We start from the raw sequence: 16,209 nt of genomic DNA on the forward strand, positions 1-16,209 counted from the left end.
CGGGCTACTCTCCCCCCACACCCCCCCCCTCCTTCCCCCCCCCCCTCCCTCCCCCCCCCCCCCCCCCCCCCCCCCTCCCCCCCCCCCCCCCCCCCCCCCCCCCCGCCACTTGTCTATGCAACGAGTTGCACAGCAAGATCGGGGCATGGCGCTCGACCACGCGATTCTCGTCTCCCTGCTGGAGATGCCGGGCTCCGGCTATGACCTGGCCCGGAGGTTCGACCGGTCCATCGGCTACTTCTGGACCGCCACCCACCAGCAGATCTACCGCGTCGTGGGGCGCATGGAAGGCGACGGGCTGCTGACCTCCCGGGAGGTGCCGCAACAGGGCCGCCCGGACAAGAAGGAGTACTCCGTCGCCGCCGCCGGTCGCGCCGCCCTGTCCCAGTGGCTGCACCAGCCGATCGAGCCGGAGAGCCTGCGCCACGACCTCGCCGTGAAGATCCGGGGCGCGGCCTTCGACGACCCGGCCGCGCTGGTCCGCGAGGTCGAACGCCACCACCAGGTCCACAGCGACCGGCTCGCGCGCTACCTCGCGGGGGAGCTGCGCGATTTCACCGGCCCCGAGGCCCCCGCGCCGCTCGACACCGGGCATGAGCTCCAGCACGTCGTGCTGCGCGGCGGCATCGCCTACGAGCGCATGACGCTCGCCTGGCTCGACGACGTCCTCGCCACGCTCCACCGGCTCGGCGCCGCTCCGCGCTCCTCCTGAAACGCCCCCCTCGCCCCTCTCCTCCCCTCCCGAAGGTGAACTCCATGGCCGACTCCCTGCTGTTCAACCCGCGCACCTACGACCCGGCGCACTTCGACCCCGAGACCCGCAGGCTGCTGCGCGCCACCGTCGACTGGTTCGAGGAGCGCGGCAAGCGCCGGCTGATCGAGGACTACCGGTCCCGCGCCTGGCTGGGCGACTTCCTCGCCTTCGCGGCGAAGGAAGGGCTGTTCGCCACCTTCCTCACCCCGGCCGCCGCCGCCAGCAAGCAGGACCAGCGGTGGGACACCGCCCGGATCGCCGCCCTCAACGAGATCCTCGGCTTCTACGGCCTCGACTACTGGTACGCGTGGCAGGTCACCATCCTCGGCCTCGGGCCCGTCTGGCAGAGCGACAACGCCGCCGCCCGTGACCGCGCCGCCGAACTCCTCGCGCAGGGCGAGGTCTTCGCGTTCGGGCTGTCCGAGCGGACCCACGGCGCCGACATCTACTCCACCGACATGCTGCTGGAACCCGACGGCGACGGCGGCTTCCTGGCGAGCGGTTCCAAGTACTACATCGGCAACGGCAACGCGGCCGGGCTCGTCTCCGTCTTCGGCCGGCGCACCGACGTCGAGGGCTCGGACGGGTACGTCTTCTTCGCGGCCGACAGCCGCCACGCGGCGTACGAGTTGGTGCAGAACGTCGTCGACTCCTCCAAGTACGTCAGCGAGTTCCGCCTGGCGCGCTACCCGGTGTCCGCGGACGACGTCCTGCACACCGGCCGCGCGGCCTTCGACGCGGCCCTCAACACGGTCAACGTCGGCAAGTTCAACCTCTGCACCGCCTCGATCGGCATCTGCGAACACGCCATGTACGAGGCCGTCACCCACGCGCAGAACCGCATCCTCTACGGCCGTCCCGTCACCGCCTTCCCGCACGTGCGCCGCGAGTTGGCCGACGCGTACGTCCGCCTCGTCGGGATGAAGCTCTTCAGCGACCGCGCCGTCGACTACTTCCGCTCGGCCGGGCCCGAGGACCGCCGGTACCTGCTCTTCAACCCGATGACGAAGATGAAGGTGACCACGGAGGGCGAGAAGGTCATCGACCTGATGTGGGACGTCATCGCCGCCAAGGGCTTCGAGAAGGACACCTACTTCGCCGAGGCGGCCGTCGAGATCCGGAGCCTGCCCAAGCTGGAGGGCACCGTCCACGTCAACCTCGCGCTGATCCTCAAGTTCATGCGCAACCACCTGCTGGAGCCGGTCGAGTACCCCGCCACGGCGACCCGCCTCGACGCGGCCGACGACGACTTCCTCTTCCGGCAGGGTCCCGCCCGGGGCCTGGGCTCCGTGCGCTTCCACGACTGGCGCGCCGCCTTCGAGGGCTACGCCGACGTGCCGAACGTCGCCCGCTTCCGCGAGCAGGCGGACGCCCTGTGCGCCTTCGTCTCCACCGTCGCCCCCGACGAGGCGCAGAGCCGTGACCTCGACTTCCTGCTCTCCGTCGGCCAGCTGTTCGCGCTGGTGGTGTACGGCCAGCTGATCCTGGAGCAGGCCGCCCTGACGGACCTGGACGCCTCCGTCCTCGACGAGCTGTTCTCCGTCCTGGTGCGCGACTTCTCCGGGCACGCCGTCGAACTGCACGGCAAGGACTCCGCCACCGAGGCGCAGCAGGCCTGGGCGCTGGGCGCCGTACGCCGCCCCGTCGTCGACGAGGCCCGCGCGGCCCGGGTCTGGGAGCGGGTGGAGGCGCTGTCCGGGTCCTACGAGATGGGGCAGTGACCCCGTAGCGCCGAGGTGAGGGCCCCCGCCCGTGCGCGGGGGCCGTTCCGCCCCGGGTATCTTGTTGCACATCACTTGCAAGAACGATAGATGTGCGAAAGAGGTCGCCGTGGGCGCTCCGGTGGTGCTGGGCATCGAGTCGTCGTGCGACGAGACCGGAGCCGGGATCGTCTCCGGCGGCCGGCTGCTCGCGCACGTCGTGGCGTCGAGCATGGACGAGCACGCCCGCTTCGGCGGGGTCGTGCCCGAGATCGCCGCCCGGGCGCACCTCCAGTCGTTCAACCCGGTCGTCCAGCAGGCCCTCGACCAGGCCGGGCTGCGGCTGGGCGACATCGACGCCGTCGCCGTCACGACCGGCCCGGGGCTCTCCGGCGCCCTCCAGGTGGGGCTCTCGGGGGCGAAGACCCTCGCGTACGCGGCCGGGGTCCCGCTGTACGGAGTGCACCACCTCGCCGGGCACGTCGCGGCCGACACCCTGGAGCACGGGCCGCTGCCGAACCCGTGCATGGTGCTGATCGTCTCCGGCGGTCACACCTCGCTGCTGCTCGTGCGCGACCTCGTGCGCGACCCGATCCTGCACCTCGGCGACACCGTGGACGACGCGGCGGGGGAGTGCTTCGACAAGGTGGCCCGGGTCTTCGGGCTGCCGTACCCCGGCGGCCCCGCCGTCGACCGGGCGGCCCGCGGGGGCAACGGCTGCGCGGTGGCCTTCCCGCGCCCGCTGACGCGGCCGGGGGACGACCCGTACGCGTTCTCCTTCTCCGGCTTGAAGACCGCGGCCGCCCGCTGGGCGGAGCAGCACCGGCTGCGGGGCGAGGAGATCCCGCTCGCCGACGGCGCCGCCTCGCTCCAGGAGGCCGTCGCGGACGTGTTGACCCGCAAGGCGCTGGCCGCCTGCCGCGCGTACGAGGTACGGACCCTCGTCGTGGTGGGCGGCGTCGCGGCGAACTCGCGGGTGCGGGCCCTGGCCGAGGAGCGCTGCGCGGCCGCCGGCGTCGAACTCCGGGTGCCGCCGCTGACCCTGTGCACCGACAACGGGGCGATGATCGCGGCCGTCGGCGACCTGCTGGTGCGGGCCGGATCCGATCCGGCGCAGCTCGACGTGTCCATCGATCCGTCCGCACCGCTGGAGTACGCCGCCCTGCACCCCGTCGCCCGCCCGTCCGCGCGCGTCGCCTAGCCGGGCCGTCCCCTTCGCACCCCGCCGGGCCTCAGGGGCGCCCGGGCGCCGGCTTCTCGGTGTCGAAGGTGTAGAACTTGCGGTGGTCCAGCATGTCGGCCGGCGTCACGTTGTTCCACGGCCGCATGGTGCCGTGCAGGTCGACCACGTCCGGCGTCCGGGTGGCGGGCTGATAGGCGGACTTCGGGTGCCGGCCCTGCCACTCGGCCCACAGCATGTCGATGAAGGCGTGGTGCAGCCAGAACACGGGGTCGTTGGGGGACGCCGCGCTGGCCATGTGGCCGCCCACCCACATGTGGACCCGGTTGTGCAGGTTGGTGCCGCGCCAGCCCTCCAGGTTGTTGCGGAAGCCGCCCGACGTGCTGTTCCAGGGGGCCGTGTCGTACTCCGGCATGTTCAGCACGGCATTGACCTCGTCCTTGGTCGGCAGCTGCTTGCTACCGCCGAGCACGCGCCGCAGGTAGGTGCGCCGGTCCACGCCCACGGTGACGGCCCACTTGCCCCCCGAGTACGCGAAGGGGCCGTCGAGCACCTGGCCGTCGCGGGCCCGGACGGTGCCCCCGAGGAAGTCGGCGGCCCACAGCGAGGAGCCGGGGGTGCGGTCGACGGTCCAGTCCCAGTAGGGGATCGAGACCTTCGGGTCCACCTTCTGTAGCTCCGCCTCGAAGTCGAGCAGGAAGCGGCGGTGCCAGGGCAGGAAGGAGGGGGAGCGGTGGCCGACCCGGGCGCCGAAGTCGCTGTCGCCCATCAGGAAGGCGTTGTGGGCACTGACGAAGCGGTCGTAGACGCCCTTGCGCTTGAGTTCGAGCAGCGCGTTGGTGAAGGCGCGCTTCTCGTCGGCGGTGAGCTTGGCCTGGTTCTTGCGGACGGTCATGCCGGATCTCCGTTGGCGCCGAGCGGGACGAGGATCGCGCCCTGGAGGTCGCGGACGGCGGCGCGGGCCGCCGTGATGGGGTCGGGGAACGTCTCGTAGTGGTTGACCACCGTGATCCAACTCCCGTCGGCATTGGGCATCAGGTGCAGCTCGACGCCGTCGATGCGCACGCTCGGCATGGCCGGCAGGTGGTGCCCACCGGTGTGCTGGCCCGAGGTGTCGAGCGATATCTGTATGCGGCGGCCCTCGAACACCTCGTCGACGGGCGTGATGGCTTTGGCGGCGCCCGAGGCGCCCGGGGCGCCGGAAGCGGCCGCGCCGCCGGCCGGGACGGCGGCCGGCTTGGTGGACGACGTGGACGAGCAGGCGCTCGTCAGCCCGATGGCGGTGGCTGCGCCGGCCGACATGCTCAGGGCCTGCCGGCGGGTGATCTTCTTCATGGCTCGAAGAAGTATCAGAAGGGCGCGGCCAGTTGATCAGCGGCCCCGGCGTCAACGGCCGGCTTCCCGCTCAGGACAAGGCTACTTTCGGTCGATTTACCTCCTTCTCGGACGTGGCGTGAAGGAACGATTCGGCGGGCAGCGGGTGTTCGGCGGCCCCGCCCGGCATCCGGGTGGACCTCTCGTGTCGCCCGGGTGATCGACCCCCCTGCGCCGGGCATGTCGCCCACTTGTGCGATACCCGTTGTGGCTTCGTGTGCGCCATGACCTCACCCCGCCCCTCGCGCCGCACCCGTCTCCTCGCGCTGTGCGTGGCCGCCGTGGCCGCCCTGCCCCTCACGGCCGCCTCGGCCACCGCCGTGAACGCCGCACCCCCCACCGCCGTACGCGCCCCCGCCGACGGTGACGGGCCGGAGGTGCTCCGCTCGCGCACCGTCCCCCTCGACCTCGCGGACTTCCGGGCCCTGTGCACCCCCGCACCCTTCGGCGCGCCCCGCAGCTGGAGCTTCTCCTTCTTCGGCGACGTGCACGTCACCGCCGTCGAGGACGGCACCGACGACGACCAGGGTTCGCGCACCTGGTCCGGACACGTCGCGGGCAACCCGCGGTCCAGCGTGATCGTCTCCCTGCGCGGCGTGTGCACCCCCGAGGGCCAGCGGTCCGCCGCGCCCGTCGCCAAGGTCGTCGCCGACCTGGGGGACCGCGTCTACCGCCTGGAGACCCGCCCCGGTCACCCCGTCCACGCCCGGATCACCGAGGAGGACCCGAACCAGCGGCCGCGGCGCGCCCCCGACGCGCTGGCGGTCGACCCGGCCGCCCGGAACGCCCCGCGCACCTCCCTCTCCGGCCGCGCCGCGGCCGGCGCCGCGGACCCCGTCGTCATCGACGTCGCCGCAGGCTTCACCCAGCTCGCGATCGACCGGGCGGGCGGCGAGCAGCAGGTGATCAACACCATCAACTGGGCCGAGCGCAAGATGAACGAGGCCCTCGCCGACAGCGGCGTCGCGGCGAGCATCGACATCATCGGCACCTACAACACCGACTACCGGGGCGAGAACGAGTCCGGCCTGATGTGGCGGAAGCTGAGCAACCCCCGGGACCAGGAGCTCGGCGCCACCGCGGCGGAGGTGCGCCGCCGCTACGGCGTCGACCTCGTCACCGTGGTCAACAGCGTCCCCGGCCGCTCCTCCGGCCAGGGCAGCCTGCCCGTGCGCGGCAACTTCAACGACAGCCTGGCCTTCTCCGTCGTCGACTTCGACTCGCTCACCGGCTGGTACAACCTCGGCCACGAGATCGGCCACAACCTCGGCCTCTTCCACGACCGCCGCACCCTCGACCAGCAGGTCCCGGACGGGAGCTGGGTCAACGACCTGAACACTCCCTACGGCACCGGCTGGATCTCGCCCGACGAGCAGCACACCTCGCTCATGGCGTACGCCACCTCCTGCCGCAAGGCGTGCCACACGGAGAACGTCTACTCGAACCCCGGCCTCTCCGTCGACGGCCAGCCGCTCGGCGACCGGAACGACAACAACGCGGCGCTCGCCCGGCTCACGACTCCCATCGTGGCGGGCTACCGGTCCCTCACGACGCCCAAGACCCGCTACGCCCTCACCCTGGAGAACAGCGAGGGCGGCACGATCCGACCCGCCGTCTACGGCCCGTACAAGCCCGGCACCGTCGTCGGCGTCACCGCCACCCCCGCCACCGGCTACCGACTGGCGGCCTGGATCTACGACGGCCGTCAGTACGCCCCGAGCAGCCAGGTCAACGTGACCATGGACGCGGCCCACACCCTGCGCGCCGTCTTCCTGGAGGTCTGATCGGCTCCGGGCCCGCCCGACGGGGGCGGGCCCGGAACCCGTACGGCCCAACCCGGCGCGCCGGCGGGCGCACCCCGCGTCTTGACTGGGGCGTGGACACCGACCAGCAGACCTCCGTCGCCCCGTACCGCAACCTGATCATGGCGACGCTCGGTTTCACGCTCACCTTCTGGGCGTGGGACCTGATCGCCCCGCTGGCCACCGGGTACAAGGACCGCCTCGGCCTGAGCTCCTTGCAGCAGTCCTTGCTGGTCGCGATCCCGGTCCTGGTCGGTTCCCTCGGGCGCATCCCCGTGGGCGCGCTCACCGACCGCTACGGCGCGAAGCTGATGTTCCCGCTGGTGTCCGCGCTCACCGTCGTGCCGGTGCTCCTCCTGGTCCTGGTCAAGGACGACTACGTGCCGCTCCTCGCCGTGGCCCTGCTGCTCGGCCTGGGCGGCACGACGTTCGCGATCGGCGTCCCCCTGGTCAACTCCTGGTTCCCGCCCGGCCGTCGGGGCTTCGCGCTCGGCGTCTTCGGCATGGGCACCGGCGGCGTCGCCCTCTCCGGCTACTTCACCCCCCGCATGGCCGCCCACGGGGAGAACCTGCCCTTCTACGTCGTGGCCGCCGCGCTCGCCGGCTACGCGGCGCTGGCGGCGGTCCTGATCACGGACCGGCCCGACCGGGCCGCCAGCACGGTCTCGCTCGCCACCCGGTTGCGCCGGGCGGGCGGGCTGCGGATCACCTGGGAGCTGTCCGCGCTCTATGCCATCGGCTTCGGCGGGGTCGTCGCCTTCGGCGTCTACCTGCCGACCTACCTGAAGACCTGGTACGCGCTCCCGCCGACCGACGCCGGTGCCAGGGCGGCCGGGTTCGCCCTGGTCACCGTGGTCTTCCGGCCCCTCGGCGGTCGTCTCTCGGACCGTTTCCACCCGGCGGTCGTCACGGCCGTCGCGCTGGCCGTCGTGGCCCTCTTCGCCGTCGTCCAGGCCTTCGACCCGCCGATCGCCCCGGTCGCCACCATCGCGCTGCTCGCGATGGCCGCCGGACTGGGCGCGGCCGGAGGCAGCGTCTTCGCCCTCGTCTCGCAGGTCACCCCGCAGGCACAGGTGGGCAGCGTCACCGGCATCGTCGGCGCCGTGGGCGGGCTCGGTGGCTTCGTCCCGCCCCTGGTCATGGGCGGGATCTACAGCGCGAAGGGCTCGTACTCGATCGGCTTCATGCTGCTGTCCGACCTCGCGCTCGCCGGGTGCGTGTACGCCTACGGCCGCATGCGCACCCAGCGCCCCGACTCCGACCGATGAGTTCCGCCATGATCAGGAGTCGTACAGAGTAGTGGGGGCGCGGCGACCGTACGAACGGTCCGCCCGCGCGCCGACCACAACGGCACGACACCGCACACGAGATACCGAGGAACCACGATGCGCACCCTGATCAGCACCGCTTTCATCTCCCTCGACGGCGTCGTGGAGGCCCCGGGCGGCGAGCCCGGCTACCGGAACTCCGGGTGGACCTTCAAGGACATCGAGTTCCTCCCCGAGGCCTTCGAGATCAAGGGGCGGGAGCAGCAGGAAGCCACCGCCATACTGCTGGGCCGCACCAGCTACGAGGCCTTCAGCCCGGTGTGGCCCGACATGGCGGACTTCGCCGACTACAAGGCGATGCCGAAGTACGTCGTCTCCACCAGCCTCGCCGAGGGCGACCTGGTGTCGAACTGGGGCGAGACCACGATCCTGCGCTCGCTCGACGAGGTCGCCGCCCTGAAGGAGACCGAGGGCGGCCCGATCATCGTCCACGGCAGCGCCACCCTGAACCGGGCCCTGTCCGACGCCGGGCTGATCGACCGCTACCACCTGCTCGTCTTCCCCCTCCTGCTCGGCGCGGGCAAGCGGCTGTTCAGCTCCACCGACAAGGACACCCAGAAGCTGAAGCTCGTCGAGCACGAGGCGTACGCCAACGGTCTGCAGAAGAACGTCTTCGACGTCGTCCGCTGACCCGGTCCGTAGCCACAAGAGGCGCTCCCAGCAGGGGACATGTGCCCCTGTAGACCCAGGAGAACCCCCTGCTCCCGTCCACAGAAAGGGATTTGCGCGATCCGTGTCGACGGTCGACCGGGGCGCTGTACGGTGACGTCGGCTGTGGCGAACATGTCGTCAATTCACCTGCTTCGCCCTGGTTTCCGTTGTATTCGGACGAAAGGAACCACGTGAGCACTCACGTCGAGCCCGTCGAGTCCCCGGAAGAGTTCAACGTCAAGCACTTCTCGGACGGCAACGGCACGCTGCTGTACAAGAACGTCGCGGTCCTCGGCACGGTCCAGCAGAGCCGGCAGCAGTTCCGCGTGGGGACGGGCGGCCGGCTCTACGCCACCAGCCCCGACCACCCGCTGAAGGCCTGGCTGCAGAAGCCGGCCGACGTCGACGCGACGGCCCAGCAGATCGTCGGCGTGGTGGCCGACGAGCAGGCGGGCGGCTACACCGCCCTGAGCGCCGACGGGGTCAGCAACTGGGCGCACTCCTACGGCGGCGACCTGGGCACGCCGCTCGGGGCGATCAAGGCGATCTCGAAGAGCGGGGCGTTCGGCTCCATCGTCTGGGGCGTCCCGTACTGCCACGCCGGATGGGTGGCCTCCCTGATGCCGACCCTCAGCTCGATGGGCACGATCAGCGTTCCCGGCGGAACTCTGTCCATCGGGCAGAACGTCCACTCGGCGGCCATCGTGGGCAGTTCGTGGCTCAAGGGCGTCGACGCGGGCGACGCCCGGCAGGAGGACTTCCCCGCGGAGTGGCGGGCCGGGGTCGTCGCGACGCTGTGTCCCAAGGCCGTGGGCCACCAGGACCTGACGAACATCACGATCCTCTGCGAACTCCTGAAGAAGGCAGGCTTCAAACCCGCGCGCAAGGCGGACCTCGGGGCCCGCATCGGCTTCATCCTCAAGAACCACCCGCAACACGACAAGACGCTGCGCTCGCTGCCCAACATCCTGACCTACTACGGCAACCTCTTCTGACCCGGCCGCCGCGTACGCCCTCCCGTCGCAGGGAGGGCGTACGCGGCCACCCGCTGCCGCGCCGGTTCAGTGCTCGCAGAGGGAGAACTCGCGCTCGTAGATCTGCTCGTTGTGCTCGTCGACGAAGAACTTGCGCTCCTGCATGAGCTGTTCGCGGTGACCCTTGGCCTCCTCCAGCGTCATGGTCGAGGTGGCGGACCACGGCTGCTGCGGCGGCACGTCGGCCGTCGAGGCGATCCTCCGCGACGGGTCGACCAGGAAGAACGCGAGGATCTTGCGGTGTCCCGGGCGGTCGGGGTCCACGAGGCCGAACGGGCTGACGCGGTGCTGCAGGACGTTGGGGAAGGCCAGGCAGCGGCCCGCCGGCGTCGCCGCCGACCCCAGATCCTGGCTCAGGGCGTCCTCGTTCTCCAGGCCGTAGACCTCGCGCACGCCGCCGTCGTCGCTCTGTTCGTAGTCCGGGTCGTCCAGGGCCGCCCGGAAGCCCAACCGGCTCTCGGTGATGTTCTCGCTGTCCCAGTAGTAGATGCCGGTCGAGACGATCCGCTCGTTGAGCATCCCCTCGACGTGCCAGGAGCCGCCCGGGTACTCGGGCTTCTCCGGGGTCAGGTGCACGGTCGCGAGCTTGACGATGAGCTGGAGGCGGCGGCCGCGCAGATCGACCCGGGCGTCCGCGTCCGGCGGTTCGGGCGCGGTGTAGGCGGGGGCGTCCGGGATGGCCGGGCGCCGGTTGTCCCACCAGTCGTCCGAGGCCTCCTCCCAGGCGTCGCGGGCTTCCGCGTAGGCCGCGGCCCCTGCCTCGTCATCGGCGAAGGAGGACCTGTTCGGGCACTGCGGCTTCGAGTCGTCGTACCACCCGTAGGGATCGGCCTCGATCCGCGGCGGCCGGGGGTGGCGCAGGTCGGTGAGCACGTTCTCCAGCAGCGGCCGCATGCGTGCGAACAACTCCGGGAGGACGGCGTCCAGTTCGCGGTGCTCTTCGGGGTGGACGTTGTTGACGTAGGAGCGGAAGGCCACCTCGCCCTCGGCGCTGACGTCGACCTCCGTGGGCAACCACTGGTACTTCTCGGAGAACTCGTACTTCGAATGACGGTCCGTCGGGTCCTCCCACGCCTGCTCCGGCCCGCCGCTGACCCCCCTCACCAGGCAGAACAGCGAGGGATGGACCAGGTCCAGCACCTGGCCGTCGGAGCCCGGATGCCAGTCCCGCTCGGCCTCGGGGACCTCTTCCAGGACCCGGACCGCCGCCCGCAGCCGCGCTCGCAGCGCGTCGTCGATCAGCGAGTCCGACTGCCACACGCCGTCGACCCCGGACACCTCGACGCCGGTCCGCTCGTCGCGCAACGCGCGGTAGTGCGCGAGTTCGGCGATCACGTACCGCACCTGCGCCTCCGTGAGGCCCTGGGCGATCGCTTCCTGCGTCCACCTGGCGACGACGTCGCCGTCGTGCATCTTGTCGAACCACCCCGACTTCGCCCGGATGTGCGAGCTGAACTCCATCATCTGGAGCTCGCGCAGCGTGCGGGGCGTCGCGAACGGCAAGGAACGGAACGTGTGGAAGGGCAGCGGAAAGGCAGTCAGACCGGACAATTCTCTTGGTCCTTCGAGTCGGTGTGCGGTGCCCGGAAGGATACGTGAGCACACTGACACCCCACCCGCGCCCCGTTGGAGCGCCATCGGCGGGACGACCGCGCGGCGGAGATTTCCCGGTATTTCTTTCCGGGCTTGCACTGTCGTGCGGTCCAGTATTACTTTAAGCCCATGGCAAATCAATTGGCTTCTTCTGTGGAATTGCTGTCCTACGTCCGCGATGTCTCATTACGTGATGACGAAATCCTGCGCGATCTCCGGGAGCTCACCGGCCAGCTGCCCATGGGGCAGGCGATGCAGGTAATGGCGGAGGAGGGTCAATTCCTGGCCCTCCTCGTCGGCCTGGTCGGGGCCCGGAACGTACTGGAGATCGGGACGTTCACCGGCTACAGCACGCTGTGCATGGCGCGCGCGCTCCCGTCGGACGGTCAGCTGATCACCTGCGACATCAGCGACAAATGGCCCGGCATCGCCCAGGGATACTGGGACAAGGCGGGCGTCAGCGACCGCATCGACGTCCGCATCGGCAACGCGACCGACACCATGGCCGAGCTGACCACCGCGGGCGCGGCGGGTACCTTCGATTTCGTTTTCATCGATGCGGACAAGGCGAATTACCGCAGCTATTACGATGCGGCTATCGAATTGGTCCGCCCCGGCGGGCTCATTGTCATCGACAACACCCTCTTCTTCGGAAGGGTGATCGACCCGTCCGCCCAGGATCCCGATTCGGTCGCGGTACGCGAACTGAACCTTTTCCTGCGGGACGACGAACGGGTCGACATTTCCCTTCTTCCGGTGGCCGACGGAATTACCTTGGCGCGCAAGAAGACGAGCTGATGAATCAGCGCGCCGGTGCCGCCGTGGCCACTGCGTGGTGCGCGGCCAGATCCGGCGCGCTGATCTCGATGGTGGGGTGGGCCGCACGCGGCCCGGAGACCAGGTGCAGCTGCTGGAGCCCCTCGTCGCCCGCCGCCGGCAGAGCGGCCAGACAGTCGCACGGCTCCTCGGAGGACCGCGTGAAACCGGCGAACCGGTAGGCGATCTCCATCATGCGGTTGCGGTCCGTGGGACGGAAGTCCGCGACCAGGTGCGCACCCGCCCGCGCGGCCTGGTCGATCAGCCAGTTCAGCAGCGCCGCACCCGCACCGAACGAGACGACCCGGCAGGACGTGGCCAGCAGCTTGAGGTGCCAGACCCCCGGGTGCGTCGCCAGCAGCATCACGCCGACGGCGCCGTGCGGCCCGAAGCGGTCGGTCATGGTGGTCACCAGGACCTCGTGCCCCGGATCCGCCAGCAGCTCGCGCAGCGCCGCGTCCGAGTAGTGCACCCCGGTCGCGTTCATCTGGCTCGTGCGCAGCGTGAGTTCCTCGACGCGGGTCAACTGCTCACCGGTGGCCCGCTCGATGCGCATCACCAGCTCCAGCGACCGCAGGAACTCCTCGTCCGGTCCCTTGAACGCGGCCTGTTCCGCCTCCCGCTCGAAGCCGGCCCGGTACATCTGGCGGCGCCGCTGGGAGTCGACGGTGACGTTCTCGGGACTGAACTCCGCCAGCTCCGCGAACGACAGCACTTCCGCGGCGTCGTAGCAGCGGACCTGCGGCAGGTGGAAGGCCACCTCGGCACGCTCGGCCGGCTGATCGTCGACGAACGCGATGGTGGACTCGGCGAACTTGAGCCGCTCGGCGATCAGCCGCACGGAGTCCGACTTCGGCCCCCACCCGATCCGGGGCACGACGAAGAACTCGGCGAGCCCCAACGCCTCCAACTTCGCCCAGGCCAGGTCGTGGTCGTTCTTGCTGGCGACCGCCTGCAGGATCCCGCGGGAGTCGAGAGTGGCGATCAACTCCCGCACCGCGTCGGGCACCCGGACCTCGTCGTCCTCCAGCAGGGTGCCCTGCCAAAGCGTGTTGTCCAGGTCCCAGACCAGGCACTTCACCATGGTCGGCTGTTCAGACACGGGCCCTCCCCGGGTGCTCACTGCGCCGTCGCGACGGCATGCTGCGCCAGAATCAACTGACATATTTCGCTGGTGCCTTCGATGATTTCCATCAACTTCGCGTCCCGGTACGCGCGGGCCACCACATGGCCGTCCTGCGCCGCCGCCGAGGCCAACACCTGCACCGCGGTGGCCGCTCCGGTGGCGGCGTTGCTGGCGCTGACGTGCTTGGCGAGGACCGTGGCGACGACCATGTCGGGAGAACCGGCGTCCCAACACGAACTCGCGTGCGCGCACGCCTGCGTCGCCACCTGCTCGGCGATGAACAGCTCGGCGAGGTGACGCGCCACGAGCTGGTGCTCGCTGAGCGGTTTGCCGAACTGCGTACGGGACTTGGCGTGCAGCGCCGCGGCATTGCGGCAAGCCCGCAGGATGCCGACGCAGCCCCAGGCCACCGAGATCCGCCCGTACGCGAGCGCCGTGGTGACCAGCAGCGGCAGCGGCAGGCCGGGGCTCCCGAGCACGCTCGACGCCGGCAGTCGCACCGAGTCGAATTGGATGTTCGCGTGCCCGGCGGCACGGCACCCCATCGGGTCGGCGACCGGCTCCACGCGGACACCCGGGGTCGAGGCGGGGACCACGACGGCCGCCGCACCGCCCTCGCACTGGCCGAAGACGACCAGCAGGTCGGCGTAAAGGGCGCCGGTGACCCACATCTTGCGACCGTCGAGGACGACCGAGTCGCCGTCGAGCTTGATCTGCGTGCTCATCGTGGAGAGGTCGGAGCCGGCACCCGGCTCGCTGAACCCCACCGCCGCCAGCTGGCCACCGACCAGCCGCGGCAGCAGGGCCGCGGACTGATCCGCGTTCGCGAGCCGCTGGATGGTCCAGGCCGCCATCCCCTGCGAGGTCATCACGCTCCGCAGGGAGCTGCACCGGCTGCCCACGTGCGCCGTCAGCTCGCCGCTGTCACGGCTGCTCAGGCCGAGACCGCCGTGCGCGGGGGAGACCTCCGCGCACAGCAGTCCTCGGGCACCGGCCGTGCGCAGCAGCTCGACCGGTATCCGACCGGCCAGGTCCCATCCGTCGGCCTGGCCGTCGACGAGCCCGTCGAAGAAGTCGAACGCTTCGGTCAGTCGCTCAGACATCGCTGCCCGCGGTGGAGCCCCCCTGGAGCCGGAGCACCAGGTCCGTCATGCCCTGCACCGTACGGAAGTTGTCCAGCTTGAGGTCCGCGCCGACGATGGCGATCCGGTAGCTCTGTTCGAGATGGACCACCAGCTCCATGGCGAACATGGAGGACAGCAGCCCGGAGGCGAAGAGGTCCTGGGTCGGGGACAGGGAGGACTTGGTCCGCCCCTCGAGGAAGCCGAGCAGCGCCTCCTGGATGGCTTCGGGGCTTACCGCAGCTCCGTCAATTGCCTGGTCGATCGTCATGCTCATGCCTTTCCGTAGGAGTAGAAGCCGTGGCCCGTCTTGCGGCCGAGTTCGCCGCGGCCCACCTTGGCCAGCAGCAGGTCACAGGGTTTGCACGCCTCGTCGCCGGTACGTTCGTAGAGTTCGGCGAGGGAGTCCGTCAGGTTGTCCAGCCCGATCAGGTCCGCGGTGCGCAGCGGACCGGTCGGGTGCCCGAGGCACCCCTCCATGAGCTCGTCGACCGCCTCGACCGTGGCGGTGCCCTGGCTGACGATCCGCACCGCGGTGTTGATCATCGGGTGGAGCAGCCGGCTGGTAACGAAGCCCGGGGCGTCCTGGACGATGACCGCCCGGCGCGACACGGTGGACAGGAGGGCGACGACGGCCTCGACCGTCTCGTCACTCGTCTGCGGGCCGCGGCTGACCTCGACCATCTTGATCAGGTACGACGGGTTCATGAAGTGGGTGCCGAGCAGCTCGGCCGGTCGTGCCGCCCAGTTGGCCAGCTCGCCGATCGGGATGCCCGAGGTGTTGGAGATCAGCGGCGTACCGGGTCGGACGGCCGCCGAGACCTCGGCGATCACCTTCGCCTTCGCCGCGGGTGATTCGGTGATCGCCTCGATGACTGCCGTCGAGTCTGCCACCTCGGCCAGGGAGACGGTGGTGACCAGCCGTCCGGCCTCCTGGCCTGCCGGTACCGCCCCCATGAGCTGGGCGTGCCGGAGTTGCTGAAGAATCCTGCCACGCGCGTCGTCGAGGGTCGCCTCGTCGACGTCGACCAGGACGACGGGGATCCCGTGCCCCAGCATCAGAGTGGCGATGCCGGAACCCATCACCCCCGCGCCCACGATGGCCACTTGATGGTCGGTCGGCTGGTTCACGTTGCCGGACACACTCCCTCGCTCTGGATGGGGCCGCCTTGGCCCGGGCGGCAGGCCGCGAGCGGGCTCGCGCCCGTGCGGACCTGCTCATGCCATTTCCTGATCGGCTCGTTCGGACCCGTCGTGCACGTGCGACCGCGACGGCGGACGTGGTCCAAAGCCGAGGGGGTTTGCCGACCTGATGGACTCTCGTGCGACAAGTGCCCATTTGCAGTACATCTACGCAGGTCAGCTAAGCGGATGGCGATATGGTCGGCTTACGTTCAGCCGTACATCGCCAGTGACGCAAAGCCGCGCGTACCCCCGGGGATCTCCTTGATCCATTCGTAACGTAGCACGAGCCGTGGGGTGTTGGTAGGTCGTCGCCGTGCGGCCGAGTCAGGTGCCGCTCTTTTAAAGTGGAGGCCGGTGTGACGCCGCGTCCGGAAGGCAAAACGATCTTGACGTTGGGTCGCGAGCCAGGGTTAGAGTGGCGAGGCCTTAACGGGGTTGCTGACGGATACTGAGGCGCCGGGATCTTCTCTGGTGGAGAAGATGCGATGGGCGCGAATGTCCAGTTCATGTGTCGAGCAGGGGGTTTTCCGGTGTTGTCGAGCGTG

Annotated in this window: 15 protein-coding genes; 8 read left to right on the forward strand and 7 right to left on the reverse strand. The window is 70.3% G+C overall.

Going from position 1 to position 16,209, the window contains the following annotated elements:
• Positions 1-145: 145 nt before the first annotated feature.
• The 3 genes from ACZ4UB_RS27280 (at position 146) to tsaD (ending at position 3,655) form a co-directional block, all read left to right on the forward strand.
• Positions 146-712: a PadR family transcriptional regulator gene (locus tag ACZ4UB_RS27280; protein ID WP_468074034.1), complete on the forward strand. Its 567-nt coding sequence runs from the start codon at positions 146-148 to the stop codon at positions 710-712.
• Between the two features lie 44 nt (positions 713-756).
• Positions 757-2,475, forward strand: coding sequence for an acyl-CoA dehydrogenase family protein (locus ACZ4UB_RS27285; RefSeq protein WP_468074036.1), 1,719 nt, complete (start codon positions 757-759; stop codon positions 2,473-2,475).
• Positions 2,476-2,596: 121 nt separating this feature from the next.
• Positions 2,597-3,655: a tRNA (adenosine(37)-N6)-threonylcarbamoyltransferase complex transferase subunit TsaD gene (gene tsaD / locus ACZ4UB_RS27290; protein ID WP_468074166.1), complete on the forward strand. Its 1,059-nt coding sequence runs from the start codon at positions 2,597-2,599 to the stop codon at positions 3,653-3,655.
• A gap of 31 nt (positions 3,656-3,686) precedes the next feature.
• Here tsaD and melC2 read toward each other — a convergent pair whose 3' ends face one another.
• Together melC2 and melC1 are read right to left on the reverse strand one after the other, a co-directional pair.
• The gene (gene melC2, locus ACZ4UB_RS27295) at positions 3,687-4,529 is read right to left on the reverse strand and encodes a tyrosinase MelC2 (RefSeq protein ID WP_468074038.1); all 843 of its coding nucleotides are present in this window, start codon (positions 4,527-4,529) and stop codon (positions 3,687-3,689) included.
• Complete coding sequence (gene melC1 / locus ACZ4UB_RS27300) at positions 4,526-4,969, reverse strand: apotyrosinase chaperone MelC1 (RefSeq protein ID WP_468074041.1); 444 nt, start codon at positions 4,967-4,969, stop codon at positions 4,526-4,528. Before melC1 ends, melC2 begins: the two co-directional genes overlap by 4 nt.
• A gap of 263 nt (positions 4,970-5,232) precedes the next feature.
• Here melC1 and ACZ4UB_RS27305 point away from each other — a divergent pair, with 263 nt between their 5' ends.
• The 4 genes from ACZ4UB_RS27305 to ACZ4UB_RS27320 all read left to right on the forward strand — a co-directional run bounded on the left by ACZ4UB_RS27305 (position 5,233) and on the right by ACZ4UB_RS27320 (position 9,784).
• Positions 5,233-6,792 (forward strand): InlB B-repeat-containing protein, encoded by a 1,560-nt coding sequence (locus tag ACZ4UB_RS27305; RefSeq protein WP_468074043.1) that lies wholly within the window; start codon positions 5,233-5,235, stop codon positions 6,790-6,792.
• Positions 6,793-6,932: 140 nt separating this feature from the next.
• Entirely contained in the window at positions 6,933-8,078 is a 1,146-nt protein-coding gene (locus ACZ4UB_RS27310; RefSeq protein WP_468074168.1) for an MFS transporter, read from the forward strand.
• 117 nt (positions 8,079-8,195) lie between these two features.
• A complete protein-coding gene (locus tag ACZ4UB_RS27315; protein ID WP_468074045.1) occupies positions 8,196-8,768 on the forward strand; it encodes a dihydrofolate reductase family protein in 573 nt (190 codons plus the stop codon).
• Positions 8,769-8,980: 212 nt separating this feature from the next.
• Complete coding sequence (locus ACZ4UB_RS27320; RefSeq protein ID WP_468074047.1) at positions 8,981-9,784, forward strand: hypothetical protein; 804 nt, start codon at positions 8,981-8,983, stop codon at positions 9,782-9,784.
• Between the two features lie 66 nt (positions 9,785-9,850).
• Here ACZ4UB_RS27320 and ACZ4UB_RS27325 read toward each other — a convergent pair whose 3' ends face one another.
• Positions 9,851-11,374 (reverse strand): DUF4246 domain-containing protein, encoded by a 1,524-nt coding sequence (locus ACZ4UB_RS27325; RefSeq protein ID WP_468074049.1) that lies wholly within the window; start codon positions 11,372-11,374, stop codon positions 9,851-9,853.
• 171 nt (positions 11,375-11,545) lie between these two features.
• Between ACZ4UB_RS27325 and ACZ4UB_RS27330 the strand changes: the two genes are divergently transcribed.
• Positions 11,546-12,214 (forward strand): O-methyltransferase, encoded by a 669-nt coding sequence (locus tag ACZ4UB_RS27330; protein WP_468074051.1) that lies wholly within the window; start codon positions 11,546-11,548, stop codon positions 12,212-12,214.
• Positions 12,215-12,218: 4 nt separating this feature from the next.
• Here ACZ4UB_RS27330 and ACZ4UB_RS27335 read toward each other — a convergent pair whose 3' ends face one another.
• The 4 genes from ACZ4UB_RS27335 to ACZ4UB_RS27350 are packed head-to-tail and all read right to left on the reverse strand — an operon-like array spanning position 12,219 to position 15,562.
• The gene (locus tag ACZ4UB_RS27335) at positions 12,219-13,316 is read right to left on the reverse strand and encodes an HAD-IIIC family phosphatase (RefSeq protein WP_468074170.1); all 1,098 of its coding nucleotides are present in this window, start codon (positions 13,314-13,316) and stop codon (positions 12,219-12,221) included.
• 35 nt (positions 13,317-13,351) lie between these two features.
• Positions 13,352-14,461, reverse strand: a complete 1,110-nt coding sequence (locus ACZ4UB_RS27340; RefSeq protein WP_468074053.1) for an acyl-CoA dehydrogenase family protein — start codon at positions 14,459-14,461, stop codon at positions 13,352-13,354.
• On the reverse strand, positions 14,454-14,750 hold the full coding sequence (locus ACZ4UB_RS27345; RefSeq protein WP_354384452.1) for an acyl carrier protein: 297 nt from the start codon (positions 14,748-14,750) through the stop codon (positions 14,454-14,456). The genes ACZ4UB_RS27340 and ACZ4UB_RS27345 overlap by 8 nt, the downstream gene beginning before the upstream one ends.
• Positions 14,751-14,752: 2 nt before the next feature.
• On the reverse strand, positions 14,753-15,562 hold the full coding sequence (locus tag ACZ4UB_RS27350) for a 3-hydroxyacyl-CoA dehydrogenase family protein (RefSeq protein ID WP_468074172.1): 810 nt from the start codon (positions 15,560-15,562) through the stop codon (positions 14,753-14,755).
• Positions 15,563-16,209 lie beyond the last annotated feature (647 nt).

The organism is Streptomyces sp. NPDC028419, from assembly GCF_055565515.1.